Annotated in this window: 15 protein-coding genes and 1 pseudogene; 11 read left to right on the top strand and 5 right to left on the bottom strand. The window is 73.1% G+C overall.

Going from position 1 to position 18,220, the window contains the following annotated elements; translation table 11 throughout:
• The first annotated feature begins 66 nt into the window (after positions 1-66).
• The 5 genes from HGB44_RS28105 (at position 67) to HGB44_RS28085 (ending at position 4,087) form a co-directional block, all read left to right on the top strand.
• Positions 67-2,361, top strand: a complete 2,295-nt coding sequence (locus tag HGB44_RS28105; RefSeq protein WP_210752277.1) for a DEAD/DEAH box helicase — start codon at positions 67-69, stop codon at positions 2,359-2,361.
• A gap of 140 nt (positions 2,362-2,501) precedes the next feature.
• Positions 2,502-2,711 carry a DUF4244 domain-containing protein gene (locus tag HGB44_RS28100; protein WP_061083172.1) on the top strand — a complete coding sequence of 70 codons (210 nt, stop codon included), beginning with the start codon at positions 2,502-2,504 and terminating at the stop codon, positions 2,709-2,711.
• Positions 2,689-3,039, top strand: a complete 351-nt coding sequence (locus HGB44_RS28095; RefSeq protein WP_082768609.1) for a TadE family type IV pilus minor pilin — start codon at positions 2,689-2,691, stop codon at positions 3,037-3,039. The genes HGB44_RS28100 and HGB44_RS28095 overlap by 23 nt, the downstream gene beginning before the upstream one ends.
• 5 nt (positions 3,040-3,044) lie before the next feature.
• Entirely contained in the window at positions 3,045-3,401 is a 357-nt protein-coding gene (locus tag HGB44_RS28090; RefSeq protein ID WP_061083170.1) for an Rv3654c family TadE-like protein, read from the top strand.
• 497 nt (positions 3,402-3,898) lie between these two features.
• The gene (locus tag HGB44_RS28085; protein WP_210752296.1) at positions 3,899-4,087 is read left to right on the top strand and encodes a hypothetical protein; all 189 of its coding nucleotides are present in this window, start codon (positions 3,899-3,901) and stop codon (positions 4,085-4,087) included.
• Positions 4,088-4,127: 40 nt separating this feature from the next.
• On the opposite strand, the gene HGB44_RS28080 is transcribed toward HGB44_RS28085, so the two are convergent.
• The 5 genes from HGB44_RS28080 to HGB44_RS28060 form a co-directional block, all read right to left on the bottom strand.
• A complete protein-coding gene (locus HGB44_RS28080; protein ID WP_061083168.1) occupies positions 4,128-4,838 on the bottom strand; it encodes a type II secretion system F family protein in 711 nt (236 codons plus the stop codon).
• A gap of 108 nt (positions 4,839-4,946) precedes the next feature.
• Positions 4,947-5,627, bottom strand: a complete 681-nt coding sequence (locus HGB44_RS28075) for a type II secretion system F family protein (RefSeq protein WP_061083167.1) — start codon at positions 5,625-5,627, stop codon at positions 4,947-4,949.
• Positions 5,612-6,763 (bottom strand): TadA family conjugal transfer-associated ATPase, encoded by a 1,152-nt coding sequence (locus tag HGB44_RS28070; RefSeq protein WP_061083166.1) that lies wholly within the window; start codon positions 6,761-6,763, stop codon positions 5,612-5,614. Before HGB44_RS28070 ends, HGB44_RS28075 begins: the two co-directional genes overlap by 16 nt.
• A complete protein-coding gene (ssd, locus tag HGB44_RS28065) occupies positions 6,760-7,998 on the bottom strand; it encodes a septum site-determining protein Ssd (protein WP_061083165.1) in 1,239 nt (412 codons plus the stop codon). Before ssd ends, HGB44_RS28070 begins: the two co-directional genes overlap by 4 nt.
• Before the next feature lie 999 nt (positions 7,999-8,997).
• Positions 8,998-9,810 (bottom strand): Fic family protein, encoded by an 813-nt coding sequence (locus tag HGB44_RS28060; RefSeq protein ID WP_061083164.1) that lies wholly within the window; start codon positions 9,808-9,810, stop codon positions 8,998-9,000.
• Between the two features lie 242 nt (positions 9,811-10,052).
• On the opposite strand from HGB44_RS28060, the gene acs reads away from it, so the two are divergent.
• The 6 genes and pseudogenes from acs to HGB44_RS28035 all read left to right on the top strand — a co-directional run bounded on the left by acs (position 10,053) and on the right by HGB44_RS28035 (position 17,935).
• Positions 10,053-12,023: an acetate--CoA ligase gene (gene acs / locus HGB44_RS28055; protein ID WP_061083163.1), complete on the top strand. Its 1,971-nt coding sequence runs from the start codon at positions 10,053-10,055 to the stop codon at positions 12,021-12,023.
• A gap of 250 nt (positions 12,024-12,273) precedes the next feature.
• On the top strand, positions 12,274-12,759 hold the full coding sequence (locus HGB44_RS28050) for a phage holin family protein (protein ID WP_061083162.1): 486 nt from the start codon (positions 12,274-12,276) through the stop codon (positions 12,757-12,759).
• 114 nt (positions 12,760-12,873) lie between these two features.
• Positions 12,874-13,623: pseudogene (locus HGB44_RS32200) on the top strand (alpha/beta fold hydrolase); the annotation flags it as partial.
• A gap of 96 nt (positions 13,624-13,719) precedes the next feature.
• Positions 13,720-14,253, top strand: coding sequence for a DUF309 domain-containing protein (locus HGB44_RS32195; protein ID WP_231972636.1), 534 nt, complete (start codon positions 13,720-13,722; stop codon positions 14,251-14,253).
• 586 nt (positions 14,254-14,839) lie between these two features.
• Positions 14,840-17,263: a sodium-translocating pyrophosphatase gene (locus HGB44_RS28040; protein WP_061083160.1), complete on the top strand. Its 2,424-nt coding sequence runs from the start codon at positions 14,840-14,842 to the stop codon at positions 17,261-17,263.
• A gap of 198 nt (positions 17,264-17,461) precedes the next feature.
• Positions 17,462-17,935 carry a SixA phosphatase family protein gene (locus HGB44_RS28035; RefSeq protein ID WP_082768608.1) on the top strand — a complete coding sequence of 158 codons (474 nt, stop codon included), beginning with the start codon at positions 17,462-17,464 and terminating at the stop codon, positions 17,933-17,935.
• Positions 17,936-18,220: the final 285 nt, after the last annotated feature.

The raw sequence follows: 18,220 nt of genomic DNA, 5'->3' as shown, positions 1-18,220 counted from the left end.
GTGCTCCACCCTTGGGTAGGAGGCGCCTGCGGGCCTCGAACGCGTACCAGTGAGGAGGGGTCTCGGATGAGGCGACCGGAGCCCGTGCTTCCCGGTGTGTGGCGTGACGATACCCGGTACCCGCAGGTGACCCACATCGAGCACGTGGCCCGCAACGACGGGGTGAGCGGGGAATGGCCGGGGTGGACCGCGCCCCACCTGGTCGAACGGCTCGCCGACAGGGGGATCACGGGACCGTGGTCCCACCAGGCCGAAGCCGCCGACCTCGCACGTTCGGGCCGTGATGTGATCATAGCCACGGGTACCGCCTCGGGAAAGTCACTCGCCTTCCTCCTACCCGCTGTGGACGCGGTTGACGCGGGCGGAACCGTGCTCTACCTCTCCCCGACCAAGGCGCTCGCCCAGGACCAGCTGCGGTGGATAACGGACCTCTCCCTGCCGGGGATGCGGACAGCCGTCTATGACGGCGACACCTCGTCCGAGGAGCGCTCCTGGGTGCGCGAGCACGGCAACTACGTGCTGACCAACCCGGACATGCTGCACCACGGCATCCTGCCCCGCCACGGGGCGTGGTCGCGCTTCCTGCGTCGGCTCCGCTACGTGGTGATCGATGAGGCGCACCGATACCGGGGGGTTTTCGGCTCGCATGTCGCGCAGATCCTGCGACGGCTGCGCCGCGTGTGCGCCCGCTACCGGACGCGTCCGGTGTTCGTGCTCGCCTCGGCCACCTCCGGCAGCCCCGCCGAGAGCGCCACCCGGCTGACCGGTGTGCCCGTCACGGCCGTCAGCCGGGACGGTTCCCCGCGCCCGGGGATGTCCGTGGCGCTGGTGGAGCCGGAGCTGACCGACCTGACCGGCGAGCACGGCGCGCCGATCCGCAGGACGGCGCCCTCGCAGGCCGCCGAGATGCTCGCCGACCTGGTGCGCGACGGTGTGCGCACCCTGGTGTTCGTCCGCTCCCGGCAGGGCGCTGAGGTGGTCGCGCTGACCACCCAGCGCCTGTTGTCCGAGCGCGGCGACCACGCCCTGGCAGGGAGGGTGGCCGCCTACAGGGGCGGATACCTGGCCTCGGAGCGCCGGGAGCTGGAGGAGGCGCTGCGCTCGGGAGAGATCCTGGGCCTGGCCAGCACCAACGCCCTGGAACTGGGGGTGGACATCAGCGGCCTGGACGCGGTGCTCATCGCCGGGTGGCCGGGAACGCTCGCGTCGCTGTGGCAGCAGGCGGGCCGCGCAGGACGGCGCGGGGAGGACGCGCTGGCGGTGTTCATCGCCCGGGACGATCCCCTGGACACCTATCTGGCGCACCACCCGGAGGCCATTTTCGGCCGATCCGTAGAAGCCACCGTCCTTGATCCGGAAAACCCGCACATCCTGAGGCCGCACCTGTGCGCGGCCGCCCAGGAACTGCCGATCACCAAGGACGACTTCGACCTCTTCGGAGAGACGACCGAGGAGCGGCTCGACGAACTCGTCGAGCGCCGTCTGCTGCGCAGGCGTCCGCGGGGCTGGTTCTGGACGAGCAATGAACGGGCCAGCGACCTGGCCGATATCCGCGGTTCAGGCGGACCGCCCGTGCAGATCGTCGACACCGGGAGCGGCCAGCTGCTCGGTGAGGTCGACGAGCCCGCCGCCCACGGCACCGTCCACCCCGGCGCGGTGTACCTGCACCAGGGGTACACGTACCTGGTCGACGACCTCGACCTCGACGAGGGCGTCGCCCTGGTCCGCCCCGCGGAGCCGCCCTACAGCACCTGGGCGCGCGACACCACCGACATCACCGTCCGGTCGGTGCTGCGCCGGGAGGAGTGGCCGAGCGGCGCCACGGTGTACTTCGGCGAGGTGCGGGTGGTGCGCCAGGTGGTGGGGTTCCTGCGCAGGGACGTGCGCACCGGTTCGGTGCTGGGGGAGTGGTCGCTGGACCTGCCCGAGCGCACCCTCGACACCCGTGCGGTGTGGTGGACGCTGCCAGCCGAGGGCGAGGAGCGGCTGCGCCGGGAGGACGTGGGGCTGCTGGGCGCCGCACACGCCGCCGAGCACGCCGCGATCGGCCTGCTGCCGCTGCTGGCGACCTGCGACCGCTGGGACATCGGCGGGGTGTCCACCTCGATGCACGGTGACACGGGCAGGCTGACGGTGTTCGTCTACGACGGGTACGAGGGCGGCGCGGGCTTCGCCGAACGGGGGTACGCGGCGGCGCGCGAGTGGCTGTCCGCGACCCGCGCGGCCATCGCCGACTGCGAGTGCGACCAGGGCTGCCCGTCGTGCATCCAGTCGCCCAAGTGCGGTACCGGCAACGAGCCGTTGAGCAAGGCCGGTGCGCTGCGTCTGCTCGACGAGGTGCTCGCGGTCGGCGAGGACTGAGGCCGTCCACAGGCTGTGGACGAAGCGTCGGCGGCGCGGAGTTGTCCACAGGCTGAGGAAGGGGCTTTCGCCTCGACCCCCGCCCGCCGAACCTGGAGGGAAGAGGGCCGGAGCAGTCGGCCCCCACCAGGAAGGCCGCCATGTCCGCTCCCGTGCTCCCGTCCGCTCCCGCCTTCGGGCCCACCGCAGTGCCGCCCCCGTCCGACGCCGGGATGACGACCTCCGAATACGCCTTCTGCACCATCGCGGCGGTCGCCTTCGCCGGGGTCCTCTACGCCGTGCTCACCAGCGGTGCGGTCGAGGACGTCCTCACCGATCTCGTGGTCAATGCGCTCGGCTCGGGTTTTTGACCGGGGATCGGCCACCGCGGAGGCGGCGATGGTGCTGCCCTCCCTGCTGCTCGTCCTGGCCGTGGCCCTCGGTGCGGTCCAGGCCGCGTCGGCACAGCTCTCCTGCGCCGACGCGGCGCGCGTGGGCGCGCGTGCGCTGGCCCGGGGCGAGCCCCACGACCGGGCCCGAGCCCTGGCGCTGACCGCCGCTCCCGACGGAGCGGACGTGCGCCTGTCCGAGGACGGGGGAATGGCCCGCGTCACCGTACGGACCCGACTCCTACTCGGCCCGGGAATCTCCCTACCGGTGGACGGCAGTGCCTCCGTTCCCCTCGAACCGGGGAGCTGATCCCGGTGCGCTCCGACGCCGGTTCCGCCACCGTCTGGTGGGTCGCCCTGGGCGCGCTGCTCTGGTTCACGACCCTCGCCGTCCTCACGACCTCCGCGGCACGGCTCGACCGCGACCGCGCCACCGCCGCGGCCGACCTGGCCGCGCTCGCGGCCGCGGCCGGGGCCGTCCACGGAACAGAACGGGCCTGCGCGCGGGCCCGCGACACCGCCGAGGCCAACCAGGCCTCCCTCGAATCCTGCGTCCTCACCGGCTCCACCGTCGAGGTGGTGGTCGCGGTCCCCTCGTCCCTCATCGAACGGCCCGTCCGTGCTCGCTCCCGGGCAGGACCGGCCGCCGTCTCCGCCGAGGAAGTGGAATGAGCCCTGCCCCCGTCTCCGTGCTGATGTGCGCCCTCCTGCTGGGAACCCCCGCCCAGCCCGGGAGCGCACCACCCTGCCCCGCCTCGCCCGCGCCGCACACCACAGGTCCCGTTGAGCCCGGCCGCTCCAACGACCCCGCGAACTTCGTGCACGTCCCTGGTTCCGCTGGCCTCACCCACGCGGTCGGTCCCCAGGGCAGTAGGAGCACCGCTGAGCCGGAGGATCCCGCCCCCTCCACCGGTCCCCACGACAGCGTGGACACCACCGGCGTAGGGGATTCCACCCTCTCCGTCGGGCCCGCTGATCACGCTCGCTCCGGCGACCCCGTTCGCTCCGGGGCACGCGGGGGCTCCGGCGAAGCGGCTCCTCCCGGAGACCCCGAGCCGTGTGCCGACCCGTCGCCGGTGTCCGCCTCCGCCTCCCCGCAACCGCCCGGGCCCGCGCGGAACGATCCACACGGCGCGACGGACGCACCCTCTCCCGTCAGCGAACCGGTGGTGTACCGCACGGCCGCCGCCTCGTCCCCGATCGGTACGGCGTTGCGGATCGTCGGCAACGTATCGACCGGAATCCTGGCGGTGCTGTGCGTCGTGGTGCCGGTACTGCGCCTGTCCGTCGGCTGGCCCCGCTTTCCCGTCCCCTACGAGGGCCAGCGGCGGCGCGGCTCCGGGGGCGGGGAACCCTGACCGTCACCGCGTCACCGCGCACGCGACCGGGCCCGGGGTCTCAACCGCCCAGGGCCCGGGACAGCAGCTCGGCGGCCATCGGCACGATGCCGATCAGCACGAACGCGGGCAGGAAGCACAGCCCCAGGGGCGCCACCACCAGCACGCCCAGCCGTTCGACCCGGGCCGTTCCCCGTGCCCGCAGGGTGCGGCGCAGATCGGCCGCGTGCCGGTCCAGGAGGTCGGCCACCGGCGCCCCGGTGTCGGCGGCCCGGGCCAGGTCGCGCCCCACCGGGAGGAGGGGCTCGGGTAGCGCGGGACGCCGCCACGCCTCGGCGGGAGCGGCACCCAGGCGCAGCTGTTCGGCCACCGCAGCCAGCTCCTCCCCCAGCCTTCCCCGCGCCGCCCGGGACACCGCCGTGAGGCAGGCGGGCACCGTCGCCCCGGCACGGATCCCCGAGGCGAGCAGACCGATCACCACGGGCAGGTCGGCGGTCACCGGCAGCCGGTCCGAACGGGAAGCGGAGCTCCTGCTGCCGCGCACCCACAGGGCGGCGCACACCCCGGCCGCGACGACGCCTCCGACCGCGCCGAACAGGGCCACCGCGAGGGTCAGCGCGAACGCCCCCGCCAACGTCGGCCCCAGCAGCCGGACCGGCGGCCCCGGCCGTGCCGGAGCACGGGAGGGGGGACGCAGTTCGCGCGCCGGCCCCCCTCCCAGCAGTATCCACACACACGCGGCTCCCAGAACCGCGGCGGCCGTCAGGAACATCCGTCCTCCCCTTACTCTCCTCGCGCGACACCACCGTGACCGGAGCGATGCCGACCGTGCCCGGCCCCCTCCCCGGGCCCTGGCCCGGGGACCGCTGCCCGGCGCCTTTCAGGGAAAGGCGGTCGCCGAGCGCACCATGCGCAGCGTCCACCAGGTTCCGAGAGCGTCCAGGGCCACCCCGCCCACCAGGCAGGCCACCCCCAGCGGCGTGGTGAACAGGAACGCCAGCGGCGACCCGCCCAGGCCGGAGGACAGCAGCAGCCCGACGGCGGGCAGGGCGGCCAGCACGATCGCGGTGGTGCGCGGGCCGGTGGTGCGCGCGGCGGCCTCCGTGCGCTGCTCCTCCTGTTCGGTGAGGTTCGCCGCCAGGGCGTCCACCACCTCGGCCAGACCCGCCCCGGTGTCCGCGGCCACCTCCCAGCACACCGCCAGGTAGGCCAGCGCCCACAGGTCCGGTTCGCGCTCGGCCTCGCGGCGCAACGACGCCGCGTCGGTCAGAGCGCCCACCAGCGGGCCCGCCTCGGCGGCGGAGATCCGCAGGGCCTCCTCCGGCGGCTGTCCGGCGCGCAGTTCGGCGGCCAGCACCCGGCACAGCACCACCACCGCGCCGCGGCGCCGGGCGCCCTCACCGGGACGGGTCACCATCGCCCTCCAGTCCACGGGCCGCGACACCGGACGCCGGGGACGGGGGAGGAGGAGCATCAACCGGCCGCGCCGCGCACCGGGGGCCAGGCACAGCAGCACCAGACCTCCCGAACAGGCCACCAGCGCGGTCACCACCGGCGCCACCCCCCGCCCAGACGGGCCGCCACCTCGTCCGCCCCCGCGTGCTCACGGCGGGCACCGTCGGGACCGAAGGACACCGCTGGCACCGCGTCCACCAGCCCGTCCGAACCGCGTCTCAGCACCCGCAGCTCGGCCAGGCGCCGCCCGCCGGGATCCCGGACCAGGTGCACGACCATGACCCGGGTGGCGGCCAGCTGGCTGTGCACGGCGGCCCGGTCCAGCCCGGCCGCGCACCCCAGCGCCTCCACCCGCGCGGGCACGTCGCCCGCGCCGTTGGCGTGCAGGGTGCCCGCGCCGCCCTCGTGCCCGGTGTTCAGGGCACCGAGCAGGGACACGATCTCGGGCCCGCGCGCCTCGCCGACCACCAGCCGGTCCGGACGCATCCGCAGCGCCTGCCGCACCAGGGCCTCCAACGACACCTCGCCGCTGCCCTCGATGTTGGGCGGACGGGTCTGGAGGCGGACCACGTGCGGGTGCTCGGGCCGAAGCTCGGGGGAGTCCTCCGCCAGGACGATCCGCTCTCCCGGGTCCACCAGGGAGAGCAGACACGACAGCAGAGTGGTCTTGCCCGTGCCGGTGCCCCCGCTGACCAGGAACGGCACCCGCGAGGACACCAGGGACCGCAGCAGCGCGGCCCCGCAGGGGGTGACCGCCCCCCGCTCGGCCAGCCGCTCCAGGGTGAACACCCGCCGGGGCGGCAGCCGCAGCGACACGCACGCCCCGGCGGGCGCCACCGGCGGCAGCACCGCGTGCAGCCGTGCGCCGCCGGGAAGCCGGGCGTCCACGTACGGCACGGCCGCGTCCAACCGCCGCCCCGCCTGCGCCGCCAGCCGCTGGGCCAGCCGGCGCACCGCGTCCTCCGACTCGAAGCGCACCCCCGCCCGGCGCAGTCCCCCGCCGTCGTCCACCCACACCTCGTCGGGACCGTTGACGAGGATGTCGGTGACCCCCGACGTCATGAGCTCCTCCAGCGGCCCCGCCCCGGACAGGTCGGCGGCCAGGCGGCGGGTCATGGACAGCACCTCGGTGTCGCCCAGCAGACCTCCCTCGGCGCGCAGCGCCGCCGCGACGCTCGACGGGCTCACCGGCACCCCGGACGCCACCAGGCGGTTGCGCACGGCCTCCACCAGAGGGCTCACCGGACCTTCTCCAGCGCGGGCAGACCCGCCACGACCCGGTCGGCGAACCGGGCCAGGGGCGAACGGGGATGGCGGGCGGGCACCTCCCCGGCGGCCAGAGACCGGGCCAGCCCCGGCTCGGACGGCAGGTCCGCGCCCAGGTCCACCTTCAGGGCCCTGGACACCACGTCCGCGCTCAGTTCGCCCCGGGCGCCGCGCACCACCAGCCGCACGGTCCGGGCCTCCTCCCGCAGCCGCGCGACCGTCCTGGTCGCCGCCACCACCGAGGGCACGTCCGCCGGGACGACCACGAGCACCAGGTCGGAGCGGTTCAGGAACACGGTGGTGGCCGGGTCGAAGGAGCGCGGCAGGTCGGCCACCACCAGGTCGGTGCCCTCCCCCGCCGAGGACAGGACCGCGCGCACGGCACCCACCGGCAGGGGGCCCGTCGGCGCACGACCGCGCGTCCAGGTCAGCACCGACACCCCGGGGGTCCCCGGCAGCCCGGCGCGCAGGTCGCGCCAGCGCACCCGTCCGCGCCTGCGCAGCAGGTCGCCCCAACCGGTCCACCGCTCGGGACCGGGGGAGGGGCCGCGGTCGCACCCGAGGTAGACGTCGGAGCCGCACCCGAACGGGTCGGCGTCCAGCAGGGCGGTGGAGCGTCCGGCGCGCTCACCGGCCAGGGCGAGCGCCACCGCGAGCAGACTGGCCCCGGCGCCGCCCCGACCGCCGATGACCGACACCGTGGGCGCCGGCGCCCGGTCGGGGGACGACGCCCTCGCGAGCAGGTCGACCAGCAGCTCCTCGTCCCGGGGCAGCAGGAGGACGCGTGTTTCTCCGGACCCGTGCGGGAACCCCTCCCCGGAAGCGTCCGGTGCCGGGTCCTCCCCGGGGACGCCTGGCGGGGAACCCTCCCCGGGAACACCCGGCCGGTACCGCTCCGGGGGGACGCGCGGCCGGGGCACCGCGGCGGCCGCCGGAGCGGACCCCTCACGCGACAGGGTCCCGTCAGCGGCGGTCTCCCCCGCGTCCCGGGTCACGACCACGTGGCGGCCCGGCGGAGGGTCGGCGGCCCGCAGGAGCGCGCGCAGGTCGGCGCCGACCACGACGAGCGGGGCGTGCGGCCACAGGCTCAGCGTCCGGTCGAGCGTGTGGGCGACGGCGACCTCGGTGGAGGCGGCGGTGGCCAGCCTGAGGAGGTCGTCGAGGAGGAGGGGGTCGGCGGTCGCGAGCAGGGGCCGGTGCTGGACGTCCATGGGACCTCCCGGGTCGAGGGCTTTCCTCGACCTTCGCCGACCGGGCACGACGGCGAAAGCCCCGATCCGAAGCTGTGGACAACTTCGGCGGGGCTCGGAGCAACGCGGGGAGTCCGGTGTGTGGGGGCGTCACGGAGGCCCCGCGGTCCGGTTCGCCTGAGACCCGGCTCCTTCGCGGTCCGGTTCACCTGGCGGGCGGGGCGCGTATACGGGGGCGGATACGCACCCCCGCCCGACAGGCGAGAGGAGCGGACGCGGGGACTCGCCTTCACAGGGGGAGAAGGCCGCCGCGCGAGGTTCCGGTCCCGGGGGGTAGGACCGGGTCCGCTCTCTGGTGAGGGTCGGCGGAGAGACGCGCTCTCGCGACCACCGGAAGGCACACGGGCGTCATTCGAAGAAGAGGGATACCGCCGGAACGCGAAATGGGGCGCGCACGGCGGAGGCGCGAAGCGGGCGGCCTGCCCTCCCGGGAACGACGGAACAGACGTTACCACGCAACGTTCCGTATCGGTTCTGGAATCAAGGGTAAAAATTCGGGTCAACTGTCTTTTCGGCGCCGGAACATCGGCGTAGAAAGAAAGCAGTCGGTGGCTGAGAACCACCCCGACGCGAGAACCGGGAACCCACGCGCCACTTGGCCCCGTGAGGCCCGTCTAGATCGGACAGGCTGATGTCCTGCCTGGTCAGACTAGGGAAATGGACGCCTGCTAACCCGGTGGAACGTGTCGGAGGCGGCGCCCCAAGAGACAGGACGGGGCGCCGTCCGTCCTGTGCGCGGGCAAGGGGCCTGCGGCCGCCGTTCCCTTGCGGAAGCGGCAAGCGTGACCGAACCGATACTCTTCCTGAACCTGCCGGTCGGTAAATAAACGGTTGGTGTTCAACCTTTCGGTCGCGCACAGTTGCCACTCGGCAAAAGTTGTTGTCCTTTCGCGGCTGCTCCACGCGCCTCGCCCGCTCCGGACGCCCCGAGGCGTCCGCGCCGGGAAACGGCGCCCGTGCTCAGCCGCGCTTGAGGGCCTCACAGGTGGCCAGCGAATCCTGCGCCCCCGCGCGGACCGCGCGGCAGCAGTACGCCACCCACCCGGCGACACCCTCCGGAGTACCGCCCATGTACCCGCGCAACGCCGGTCCGTACTCGTCCCGCAGGGTCCGGTGCCCCAGCTCGGACGGCACCAGCGACTTGGGGTCCAGGCCCCGCTCCACCAGCGTCAGCCGCTCCGCCGCGCGCGCCACCAGGCCGTCGCCCCAGCCGAACGGCCGGACCGCCATCAGCTCCCCGTGCACCAGGGCCGACATCACCAGCGCCGGGACCGACGTGCGCACGCCCAGCAGCGAGTACAGGCCCTCCAACCGGGCCATCGCCGTCTCCGGTGCCGGGGCCGGGCCCAGACCCAGCGGGTCCTCGACCCGTTCCCCCGCCCCGCGGGGGCGGCCCAGCGCGTCCGCGGGCACCGCGTCCGCCGCGGCGAGCGTGTGCAGCCGGGCCAGGGCCTGGCGCGGCGCCCTCGGCCAGGTGTCCACCAGGCTCCCCAGCTCTCCGGACACCCGCAGCGCGCCCTTGACGCGCGTGTCGTACACGTGCCCCTCGCGGATCTCCTCCATCGAGACCTCGGCGCCCTCCAGCGCCGCCGACGCGACCGCGCCGCGCAGCGCGGACTCCATGGACACGTCGCTGCTACGGCGGCGCAGCACGCGGTGTCCCAGCAGGCGGTCGACCAGGGTCCGTGTCTCGGCGACCGCGTCGGCCACACCGGGCAGCTCGGCGATCCGGGCCAGCGGGTCGGACGCGGGGGAAGAAGTCGGTTCGCTCACGGAAAACAACACTACGCGCCGGTAACACGGGAGGCCCACACCGGCGGGCCAGGTCGGCGGTGCGGGCCAGCGCCGCCGCGCGGACCGGCCACCGCGACCGCTCGTCGCGGCAGGGCGACCGTTCGCCGCCCGTTCGTCGCGCGTCCGGCCTTCCCCGCCGCTGGACGCCACCCCGGCTGTTCACGGGGCGTCGCACCACATGATTAATTGGGTGTGAACCAGCCTACGTAAGGAGAATCACAGTGGCCGACAGCACTCCCGCGAGCCAGGAGACACTGTCCAACCTTCTCCACGAGACGCGCAGCTTCCCTCCCCCGGAGGCGCTCGCCGCCGACGCCAACGTCAAGGCCGACGCCTACGCCAGGGCCGACGAGGACCGTCTCGGCTTCTGGGAGGAGCAGGCCCGCAGGCTCCAGTGGGAACAGCCCTGGGACACCGCCCTGGAGTGGAACCCGCCCTTCGCCAAGTGGTTCGTCGGCGGCAAGATCAACGCCTCCGTCAACTGCGTGGACCGGCACGTGGCCAACGGCCTCGGTGACCGGGTCGCCTACCACTGGGAGGGCGAGCCCGGCGACACCCGCACCATCACCTACGCCGAGCTCAAGGACCTGGTCTCCCAGGCGGCCAACGCCATGACCGAACTCGGTGTGCGCAAGGGCGACCGCGTCGCCATCTACATGCCGATGATCCCCGAGACCGTCGTGGCCATGCTCGCCTGCGCCCGGCTGGGCGCCGTCCACATGGTCGTGTTCGGCGGCTTCTCGGTGGACGCCCTGGGCCAGCGCCTCGACGACAGCCAGGCCAAGCTCGTGGTCACCGCCGACGGCGGCTACCGCCGCGGCAAGGCCAGCGCACTCAAGCCCGCCGTGGACGCCGCGGTCGCCGACCGCCCCGCGGTCGAGAACGTCCTCGTCGTCCGCCGCACCGGCCAGGACGTCGAGTGGACCGACCGCGACGTGTGGTGGCACGACGCCGTGGAGTCCCAGAGCACCGAGCACACCCCCGAGGCGCACGACGCCGAGGACCCGCTGTACATCATGTACACCAGCGGCACCACGGCCAAGCCCAAGGGCATCCTGCACACCACGGGCGGCTACCTCACCCAGGTCGCCTACACCCACTGGGCGGTCTTCGACCTCAAGCCCGAGACCGACGTCTACTGGTGCGCCGCCGACATCGGCTGGGTGACCGGCCACTCCTACATCGTCTACGGCCCGCTCGCCAACGCGGCCACCACGGTCCTGTACGAGGGCACCCCGGACACCCCGCACCGGGGCCGCTTCTGGGAGATCATCGAGAAGTACAAGGTCACCATCGCCTACATGGCCCCCACGGCGATCCGCACCTTCATGAAGTGGGGAGACGACATCCCCGCCAAGTTCGACCTGTCCAGCCTGCGCGTCATCGGCTCGGTGGGCGAGCCCATCAACCCCGAGGCCTACGTCTGGTACCGCAGGAACATCGGCGGTGACCGCACCCCGGTCGTGGACACCTGGTGGCAGACCGAGACCGGCGCCGTCATGGTCAGCCCCCTGCCGGGCGTGACCTCCGGCAAGCCGGGCGCCGCCATGCGCGCCATCCCCGGCATCGTCGCCGACGTCGTGGACGAGCAGGGCGAGTCCGTCCCCGACGGCGAGGGCGGCTTCATCGTCATCCGCGAGCCGTGGCCGTCCATGCTCCGCGGGATCTGGGGCGACCCCGAGCGCTACAAGGACACCTACTGGTCGCGCTTCGAGGGCCTGTACTTCCCCGGTGACGGCGCCAAGAAGGACGCGGACGGCGACCTGTGGCTGCTGGGCCGCGTGGACGACGTCATGCTCGTCTCCGGGCACAACATCTCCACCACCGAGGTCGAGTCCGCGCTGGTCTCCCACCCGCGCGTGGCGGAGGCCGCGGTCGTCGGCGCCACGGACAAGGTCACCGGACAGGCCATCGTCGGCTTCGTGATCCTGCGCGGCGGTGAGGAGGAGGTCCCCGAGGACCTGGTCCAGGACCTGCGCAACCACGTCGGCACCTCGCTCGGCCCGATCGCCAAGCCCGCCCGCCTCCTGGCGGTGCCCGAGCTGCCCAAGACCCGCTCGGGCAAGATCATGCGGCGCCTGCTGCGCGACATCGCAGAGAACCGGGCCGTCGGCGACACCTCCACGCTCACCGACTCCTCGATCATGGAGGTCATCGCCAAGCAGCTGCCCTCCGCCAAGCAGGAGGACTGAGCCGAGGGGTCCGCGCCGCGTGTGCGGGCCCCCGCCCACCGGTGAACGGCGCCTCGGTCCGGGGCGCCGTTCGCCGTTCCCCGGGGGCTCCTCCGCCCCGGAGACCCGTGGCCGCCGCGCCCGTCGCTCACCCGTGTGACGAAACGCGGCGGCGCCGTTGTGCGTGCCGTGAGAGACGTCCGAGACGGGGTATGTGCGAGGATGCGGAGGATCATCCGTGCGTTCTGACCGAGAGAAGGGAACCTCCACGATGGCGGAGAAGCCGGGTACCGGTGCACCTGGCGCCACCAGGGACACCGACCGTTCGATCAGCGAACTGGTCTCAGACGCCACGGGCAACATCTCCCGTCTGGTCAGCCTGGAGATCAAGCTGGCCAAGCTGGAGGCCAAGGCCGACGCTGCCAAGATCGGCAAGGGCGTGGCCGGTTTCGCCGTGGTCGGGGTCCTCGCCCACATCTTCGTCATCCTCCTCTCGGTGACCGCGGCCTTCCTCCTGTACGAGGTCGCCGGACTCCCCGGCTGGGCCAGCTTCGGCATCGTCACCCTCGCCTACCTGCTGCTCGCCGCGGCCTTCGGCCTGTACGCGATCGCCACCCTCCGCAAGCGGGAGGGCCTCCAGCGCACCGCGCTGACCACCTCGCGCTTCGCCGGCATCCTGCGCGGCGACATCCGCCCGCCCTCGAACACGGTCGAGACCGCCGACTCCGCCGAGGCGTCCGCTCCCGCGGCCCGGTAGGCCCGCGCGTTGTTGGACGACTCGGCCGCCTACGTCGACGGCCCCTGGACCCACAGGACCGTCAGCGCGGCGGGAGCCCGGTTCCACGTCGCCGAGGCCGGTGACGGACCGCTGGTGCTCCTCCTCCACGGCTTCCCCCAGTTCTGGTGGGCCTGGCGCGCCCAGCTGACCGCGCTCGCCGACGCCGGCTACCGCGCGGTCGCCGCGGACCTGCGCGGCTACGGCGCCAGTGACAAGACCCCGCGCGGCTACGACCTCGTCACCCTCGCCCAGGACGCCGCCGGACTGGTCCGCGCCCTCGGCTCACGGGACGCGGTCGTGGTCGGACACGGCCTGGGCGGCCTCGTCGCCTGGACGATGACCGCCTACCACCCCGGCACCGTGCGCGCCCTGGCCGCGGTGTCGTCGCCGCACCCGCTGCGCGCCGCCCGCGTCCTGGCCTCCGGGGGCCCCGGCGTCCGCCACATGCTCCGGGCGCAGTTGCCGATCCTCCCCGAGCACCGGCTCCTGAGCGACGGGTGCGTGCGCGTGGGCGACCTGCTCCGGGAGTGGTCGGGCCCCGGCTGGCCGGACACCGAGGCCGAGGAGCACTACCGCCGCGCCTTCGCCGTCCCCAAGGTCTCCCACTGCTCCCTGGAGAGCCACCGGTGGATCTTCCGGTCGCGGTGGCGCGCGGACGGTCTCCGCTACAACGCGCGGATGCGCCGCGCTCCCGTCCGCGTCCCGGTCCTCCAACTCCACGGGACCCTCGACCCGGTGTGCCCGCCCGGACCGGCACGCGCCTCACGGAGCATGGTGGCGGGGGCCTACCGTTGGAGGCAGGTCCACGGCGCGGGACACTTCCCGCACGAGGAACGACCGGAGGAGGTCTCCCAGGCGCTCGTCGAGTGGCTCGCGGAAATCTCGGCGGGGAGGCGGACGGAGTCCTCGCAGGCGAGGGGAAACGGCGGTGAGGCACTGATGGCGACGGAGACCGCGGACGGGCACCGGGAGTCCGGGGGCCGCGGAGGCGCGCGGGACCGCAACGAGACCGGGCAGGCGCAGAACCAGCGCCCCCGGGACCGGTACGGGCGCCCGATGCCGCACGGGAGCGAGGGCGAGGTCGAGCGGGTCCCCGACGACGCCGAGTTCTCCGCGGAGGAAGGTCTGGAGGAGGCCCAGCGGCTGCTCGACGGGGGATACGCCTTCACCGCCCACGAGGTCCTCGAAGCCGTGTGGAAGTCCGCGCCCGACCCGGAGCGGGAGCTGTGGCGCGGCCTCGCCCAGACGGCCGTGGGGGTCACCCACGCCCAGCGCGGCAACATGGTCGGCGCGGCACGCCTGCTGAGGCGGGGCGCGGACCGTGTGGAGCCGTTCGGACCGGACGCCCCACACGGGGTGGACGTGGCGGGTGTGGCGGCGTTCGCCCGTGCCCTGGCCGACGACCTCGACGCCGGACGCGCCCGCCCGGGTGACGGGATCGACCCGTCGGGAATGCGCCTGCTCGGCGGATAGCCAGCCGGGGTACGCGTTCTCCGGCCGTTGGGGCACGCCCGCGCGAAGTCCGGTCGGTGACCGGTGACGGACCCCGCGGGGAGCCCCGTGGCACCAGCACCTCCTGCGACCAGTGAGGTCTGTGTGACCTACGGGGCTCATTCCCTTTTTATGAGCTTATGTGCGCTTTAGCGTTAACATCGTATTACAGCATTATGGGATGTTATATAAGCTGCATGCCACCAAAAAAGGCATTTATCCTTTTCCTGAGATCACCGGAAGATCACATCTTCGGATTTTCTTGAGGAATGGCGGGTTCGGCTCTCACCTTTCTTTGCCGCCGTGCGTAGACTCCCCGGATCACCGCCCGTGAACATGCGGCACGGGCGGTACGCACCACAACCAAAGGTGGCACCGCTTCGACCCCGCCAAGCGTGCCGTCGGGCCAGCTCAGGCTCCTTCCGGACGGCGGTACGTCCACGTCCGCGAGGACCGGCGCCCACAGGGCGAGCCGTTCCGCGCGTTCTCCGGTGGACGGGGCCGAAAAGGTCGTGCCCGTCTCAAGGAGGACGGATTGTCTGGGCTCAACCTCGCCGCTGAAGGCGGCATGGCCCTATCACTGGCAGGCACCGACTTCACCCTCGTCATCATCGTCATGGTGGTGGCCCTTCTGGCACTCGCCGTCGCGGGCGTGCTGGTACGTGAGGTCCTCGCCGCAGGGCAGGGCACAGAGCGAATGCGGGGCATCGCGCTCGCGGTGCAGGAAGGAGCGGCGGCCTACCTCAAACGACAGTTCCGCACCCTCGCGGTCTTCGTCGTCCTCATCCCGCTCCTGCTGCTCCTGCTCCCCGCCGACTCGTGGGCCATCGCCATCGGCCGGTCGGCCTTCTTCGCCCTCGGCGCCCTGCTGTCGGCGGCGACCGGCTTCATCGGCATGTGGCTCGCCGTACGCGGCAACGTCCGGGTCGCCGCCGCAGCCCGGGGCGGTGACGAGGCGTCCAACCGCACCGCCATGCGCATCGCCTTCCGCACCGGCGGCGTGGCGGGCATGATCACCGTCGGCCTCGGTCTGTTCGGCGCGGCCGTCGTCGTCCTCCTCTACCGGGGCGACGCCCCCATCGTCCTGGAGGGCTTCGGCTTCGGCGCGGCCCTCCTCGCCATGTTCATGCGTGTGGGCGGCGGCATCTTCACCAAGGCCGCCGACGTCGGCGCCGACCTCGTCGGCAAGGTCGAGCAGGGCATCCCCGAGGACGACCCCCGCAACGCCGCCACCATCGCCGACAACGTCGGCGACAACGTGGGTGACTGCGCGGGCATGGCCGCGGACCTGTTCGAGTCCTACGCGGTCGTGCTCGTCGCCTCGCTGATCCTCGGCCGCGTCGCCTTCGGCACCGAGGGGCTGGTGTTCCCGCTCCTGGTTCCCATGATCGGCGTGCTCACCGCCATCGTCGGCATCTTCCTGGTCGCCCCCCGCGCCAGGGACAAGACGGCGATGTCGGCCATCAACCGCGGGTTCTTCATCTCCGCGGCGATCTCCGCCGTGCTCGTCATCGGCACCGCCTTCTGGTACCTGCCCTCCAGCTTCGACCAGCTCTCCGGCGTCAGCCCGCAGGTCCTGGCCGAGATCGAGGAGGCCGGGACCAGCCCGGACCCGAGGGTCATCGCGGTCGTGGCGGTCCTCATCGGCCTCGTGCTCGCCGCGGCCATCCAGCTGCTCACCGGCTACTTCACCGAGACCGACCGGCGCCCCGTCCGCGAGATCGGCGACAGCTCCGAGACCGGCGCGGCGACCGTCATCCTCTCCGGCATCTCCGTCGGCCTGGAGTCGGCCGTCTACTCCGCCCTCCTCATCGCCGGAGCGGTCTACGCCGCGTTCCTGCTCGGAGGCGGCTCCATCACCCTCAGCCTGTTCGCCGTCGCCCTCGCCGGAACCGGCCTGCTCACCACCGTCGGCATCATCGTGGCGATGGACACCTTCGGCCCCGTCGCCGACAACGCCCAGGGCATCGCGGAGATGTCCGGCGACGTGGAGGGCCGGGGCGCGGAGATCCTCACCGGGCTCGACGCCGTCGGCAACACCACCAAGGCCATCACCAAGGGCATCGCGATCGCGACCGCGGTCCTGGCCGCGACCGCGCTCTTCGGTGCCTTCCGCACCTCAGTGCAGGCCCAGCTCGGTGACGCCGACGAGGCGTTCTCGCTCTCGCTGGACCAGCCCGACGTGCTCGTCGGCGTCATCATCGGCGCCAGCGTGGTGTTCTTCTTCTCCGGGCTCGCCATCATGGCGGTCGGTCGGGCCGCGGGCCGGGTGGTCATGGAGGTGCGCGAGCAGTTCCGCACCCGACCGGGGATCATGGACGGCACGGAGAAGCCCGAGTACGCGCGGGTGGTCGACATCTGCACCAAGGACTCCCTGCGGGAGCTGGTCACCCCGGGCCTGCTGGCCGTCCTCGCGCCGATCGCGGTCGGCTTCGCCCTCGGCTACGCCCCGCTGGGCGCGTTCCTGGGCGGCGCCATCGCCGCCGGTGTGCTCATGGCCGTCTTCCTCTCCAACTCGGGCGGCGCATGGGACAACGCCAAGAAGCTCGTCGAGGACGGCCACCACGGCGGCAAGGGCTCGGAGGCCCACGCCGCCACGGTCATCGGCGACACGGTCGGCGACCCCTTCAAGGACACCGCCGGTCCCGCGATCAACCCCCTGCTCAAGGTGATGAACCTCGTCGCCCTGATCGTCGCGCCCAGCGTGGTGATCTACGCCGACAACGTCGTCCTGCGGGCGGGGATCGCGGTGGCGGCCGTCGCCGTGCTCGTCGGCGCGGTCCTGTGGTCCAAGCGCCGCGGGGGAGGCACCGAGACCGACCTCGCCGAGACCGGCGGCCGGTCCGCGCCCAAGGGCGCACCCGAGACCGGCGGAGGCGCCTCCCCGCAGGGGGAGGTCTCCCCGGCCGGGAACGGCGGTGCCCGTGAGGACACTGCCGACGACGGTGCGGACGACCACAGGGAGGAGGCCCGCGCCGGAGACGGGAAGTAGGGAGGCACCGTTCTCCGCGGCCGTCCGGGTATCCCCCGGGCGGCCGCGCCCGTGTTCGTGCGGGGCCTAACCTGGGAACACAGCCGAGCGAGCGAAGGGGTGGTTCCCGGTGTCCGGGATGAAGGGACTGTTCGTCATCGTGGGTGTCATGGTGGCGTTCATCGTGGCCCTCTCCATCGTCGCGACGGCGGTGTCCCCGTGAGCGACGCGCGGAGGCTGCTGCTGATGCGGCACGCCCAGGCCGAGAACGGGTTCGAGGACTTCGAGCGCGGTCTCACCGACCGGGGCCGGAGCCAGGCCGAGGCGGTCGGCCGCCTGCTCGCCGAGCGGGGGTACGTGCCCGACCACGTCATCTGCTCCGCGGCCAGGCGCACACGGCAGACGCTGGACGGTGTGCTCGGGGCCATGGAACCGGAGACCCGCCCGGAGGTGGACTACTCCGAGGCGGCGTACTCGGCGGGGGTGGACACGCTCCTGGAGCTGGTGAACCAGGTGGATCCCGACGCGAGGACGGTCCTGGTCGTCGCGCACAACCCGACGGTGGCCCAGCTGGCCGGTGCCTTCCTGGGGAGCCCGGCGGCCTACCCGCCGGCCACCGTCGCGGTCGTCGAGCTGGAGGTGGAGTGGCTGTACGCCGCCCCGGGAACCGGTTCCGGCACACTGCTGAACTAGCGTGACCCAGGACACGCCGACTTCGAGTTGCCAGAGTCCGGGGTCGCGGGTAATGTACTCCGAGTCGCCTCCGAACGGCCCAGGGCCGCGAGGGGCTGCGACACCCCTTCCGAGCGAAGCGAACGCGAACATCCGCGGGCGTGCCGGATACCCCTTCTTCCTCCCAATCGGGTCGGTTCGAGCACTGCTCCGAATCAGCTAGGCTTCGGGAGGCGCTTCCAAGGAAACACGGAAGCGAAACGGGAAACGGGCTTTACCCCGATCAGAAACACCACGAACCGCCGA

It is taken from the genome of Nocardiopsis alborubida, assembly GCF_012396365.1.
Lineage (GTDB): Bacteria > Actinomycetota > Actinomycetes > Streptosporangiales > Streptosporangiaceae > Nocardiopsis > Nocardiopsis alborubida.
Note: the sequence above shows the minus strand (reverse complement) of the source record. Positions and strands in the feature narration are given on the sequence as shown.

Bases quoted from the DNA above. Each gene is read 5' to 3' on its own strand.
- HGB44_RS28050 (WP_061083162.1), top strand. From the start codon at position 12,274: ATGGCGGAGAAGCCGGGTACCGGTGCACCTGGCGCCACCAGGGACACC.
- ssd (WP_061083165.1), bottom strand. From the start codon at position 7,998: ATGGACGTCCAGCACCGGCCCCTGCTCGCGACCGCCGACCCCCTCCTC.
- HGB44_RS32195 (WP_231972636.1), top strand. From the start codon at position 13,720: ATGGCGACGGAGACCGCGGACGGGCACCGGGAGTCCGGGGGCCGCGGA.
- HGB44_RS28095 (WP_082768609.1), top strand. From the start codon at position 2,689: ATGCGCTCGGCTCGGGTTTTTGACCGGGGATCGGCCACCGCGGAGGCG.
- HGB44_RS28040 (WP_061083160.1), top strand. From the start codon at position 14,840: ATGGCCCTATCACTGGCAGGCACCGACTTCACCCTCGTCATCATCGTC.
- HGB44_RS28080 (WP_061083168.1), bottom strand. From the start codon at position 4,838: ATGTTCCTGACGGCCGCCGCGGTTCTGGGAGCCGCGTGTGTGTGGATA.
- HGB44_RS28105 (WP_210752277.1), top strand. From the start codon at position 67: ATGAGGCGACCGGAGCCCGTGCTTCCCGGTGTGTGGCGTGACGATACC.
- HGB44_RS28100 (WP_061083172.1), top strand. From the start codon at position 2,502: ATGTCCGCTCCCGTGCTCCCGTCCGCTCCCGCCTTCGGGCCCACCGCA.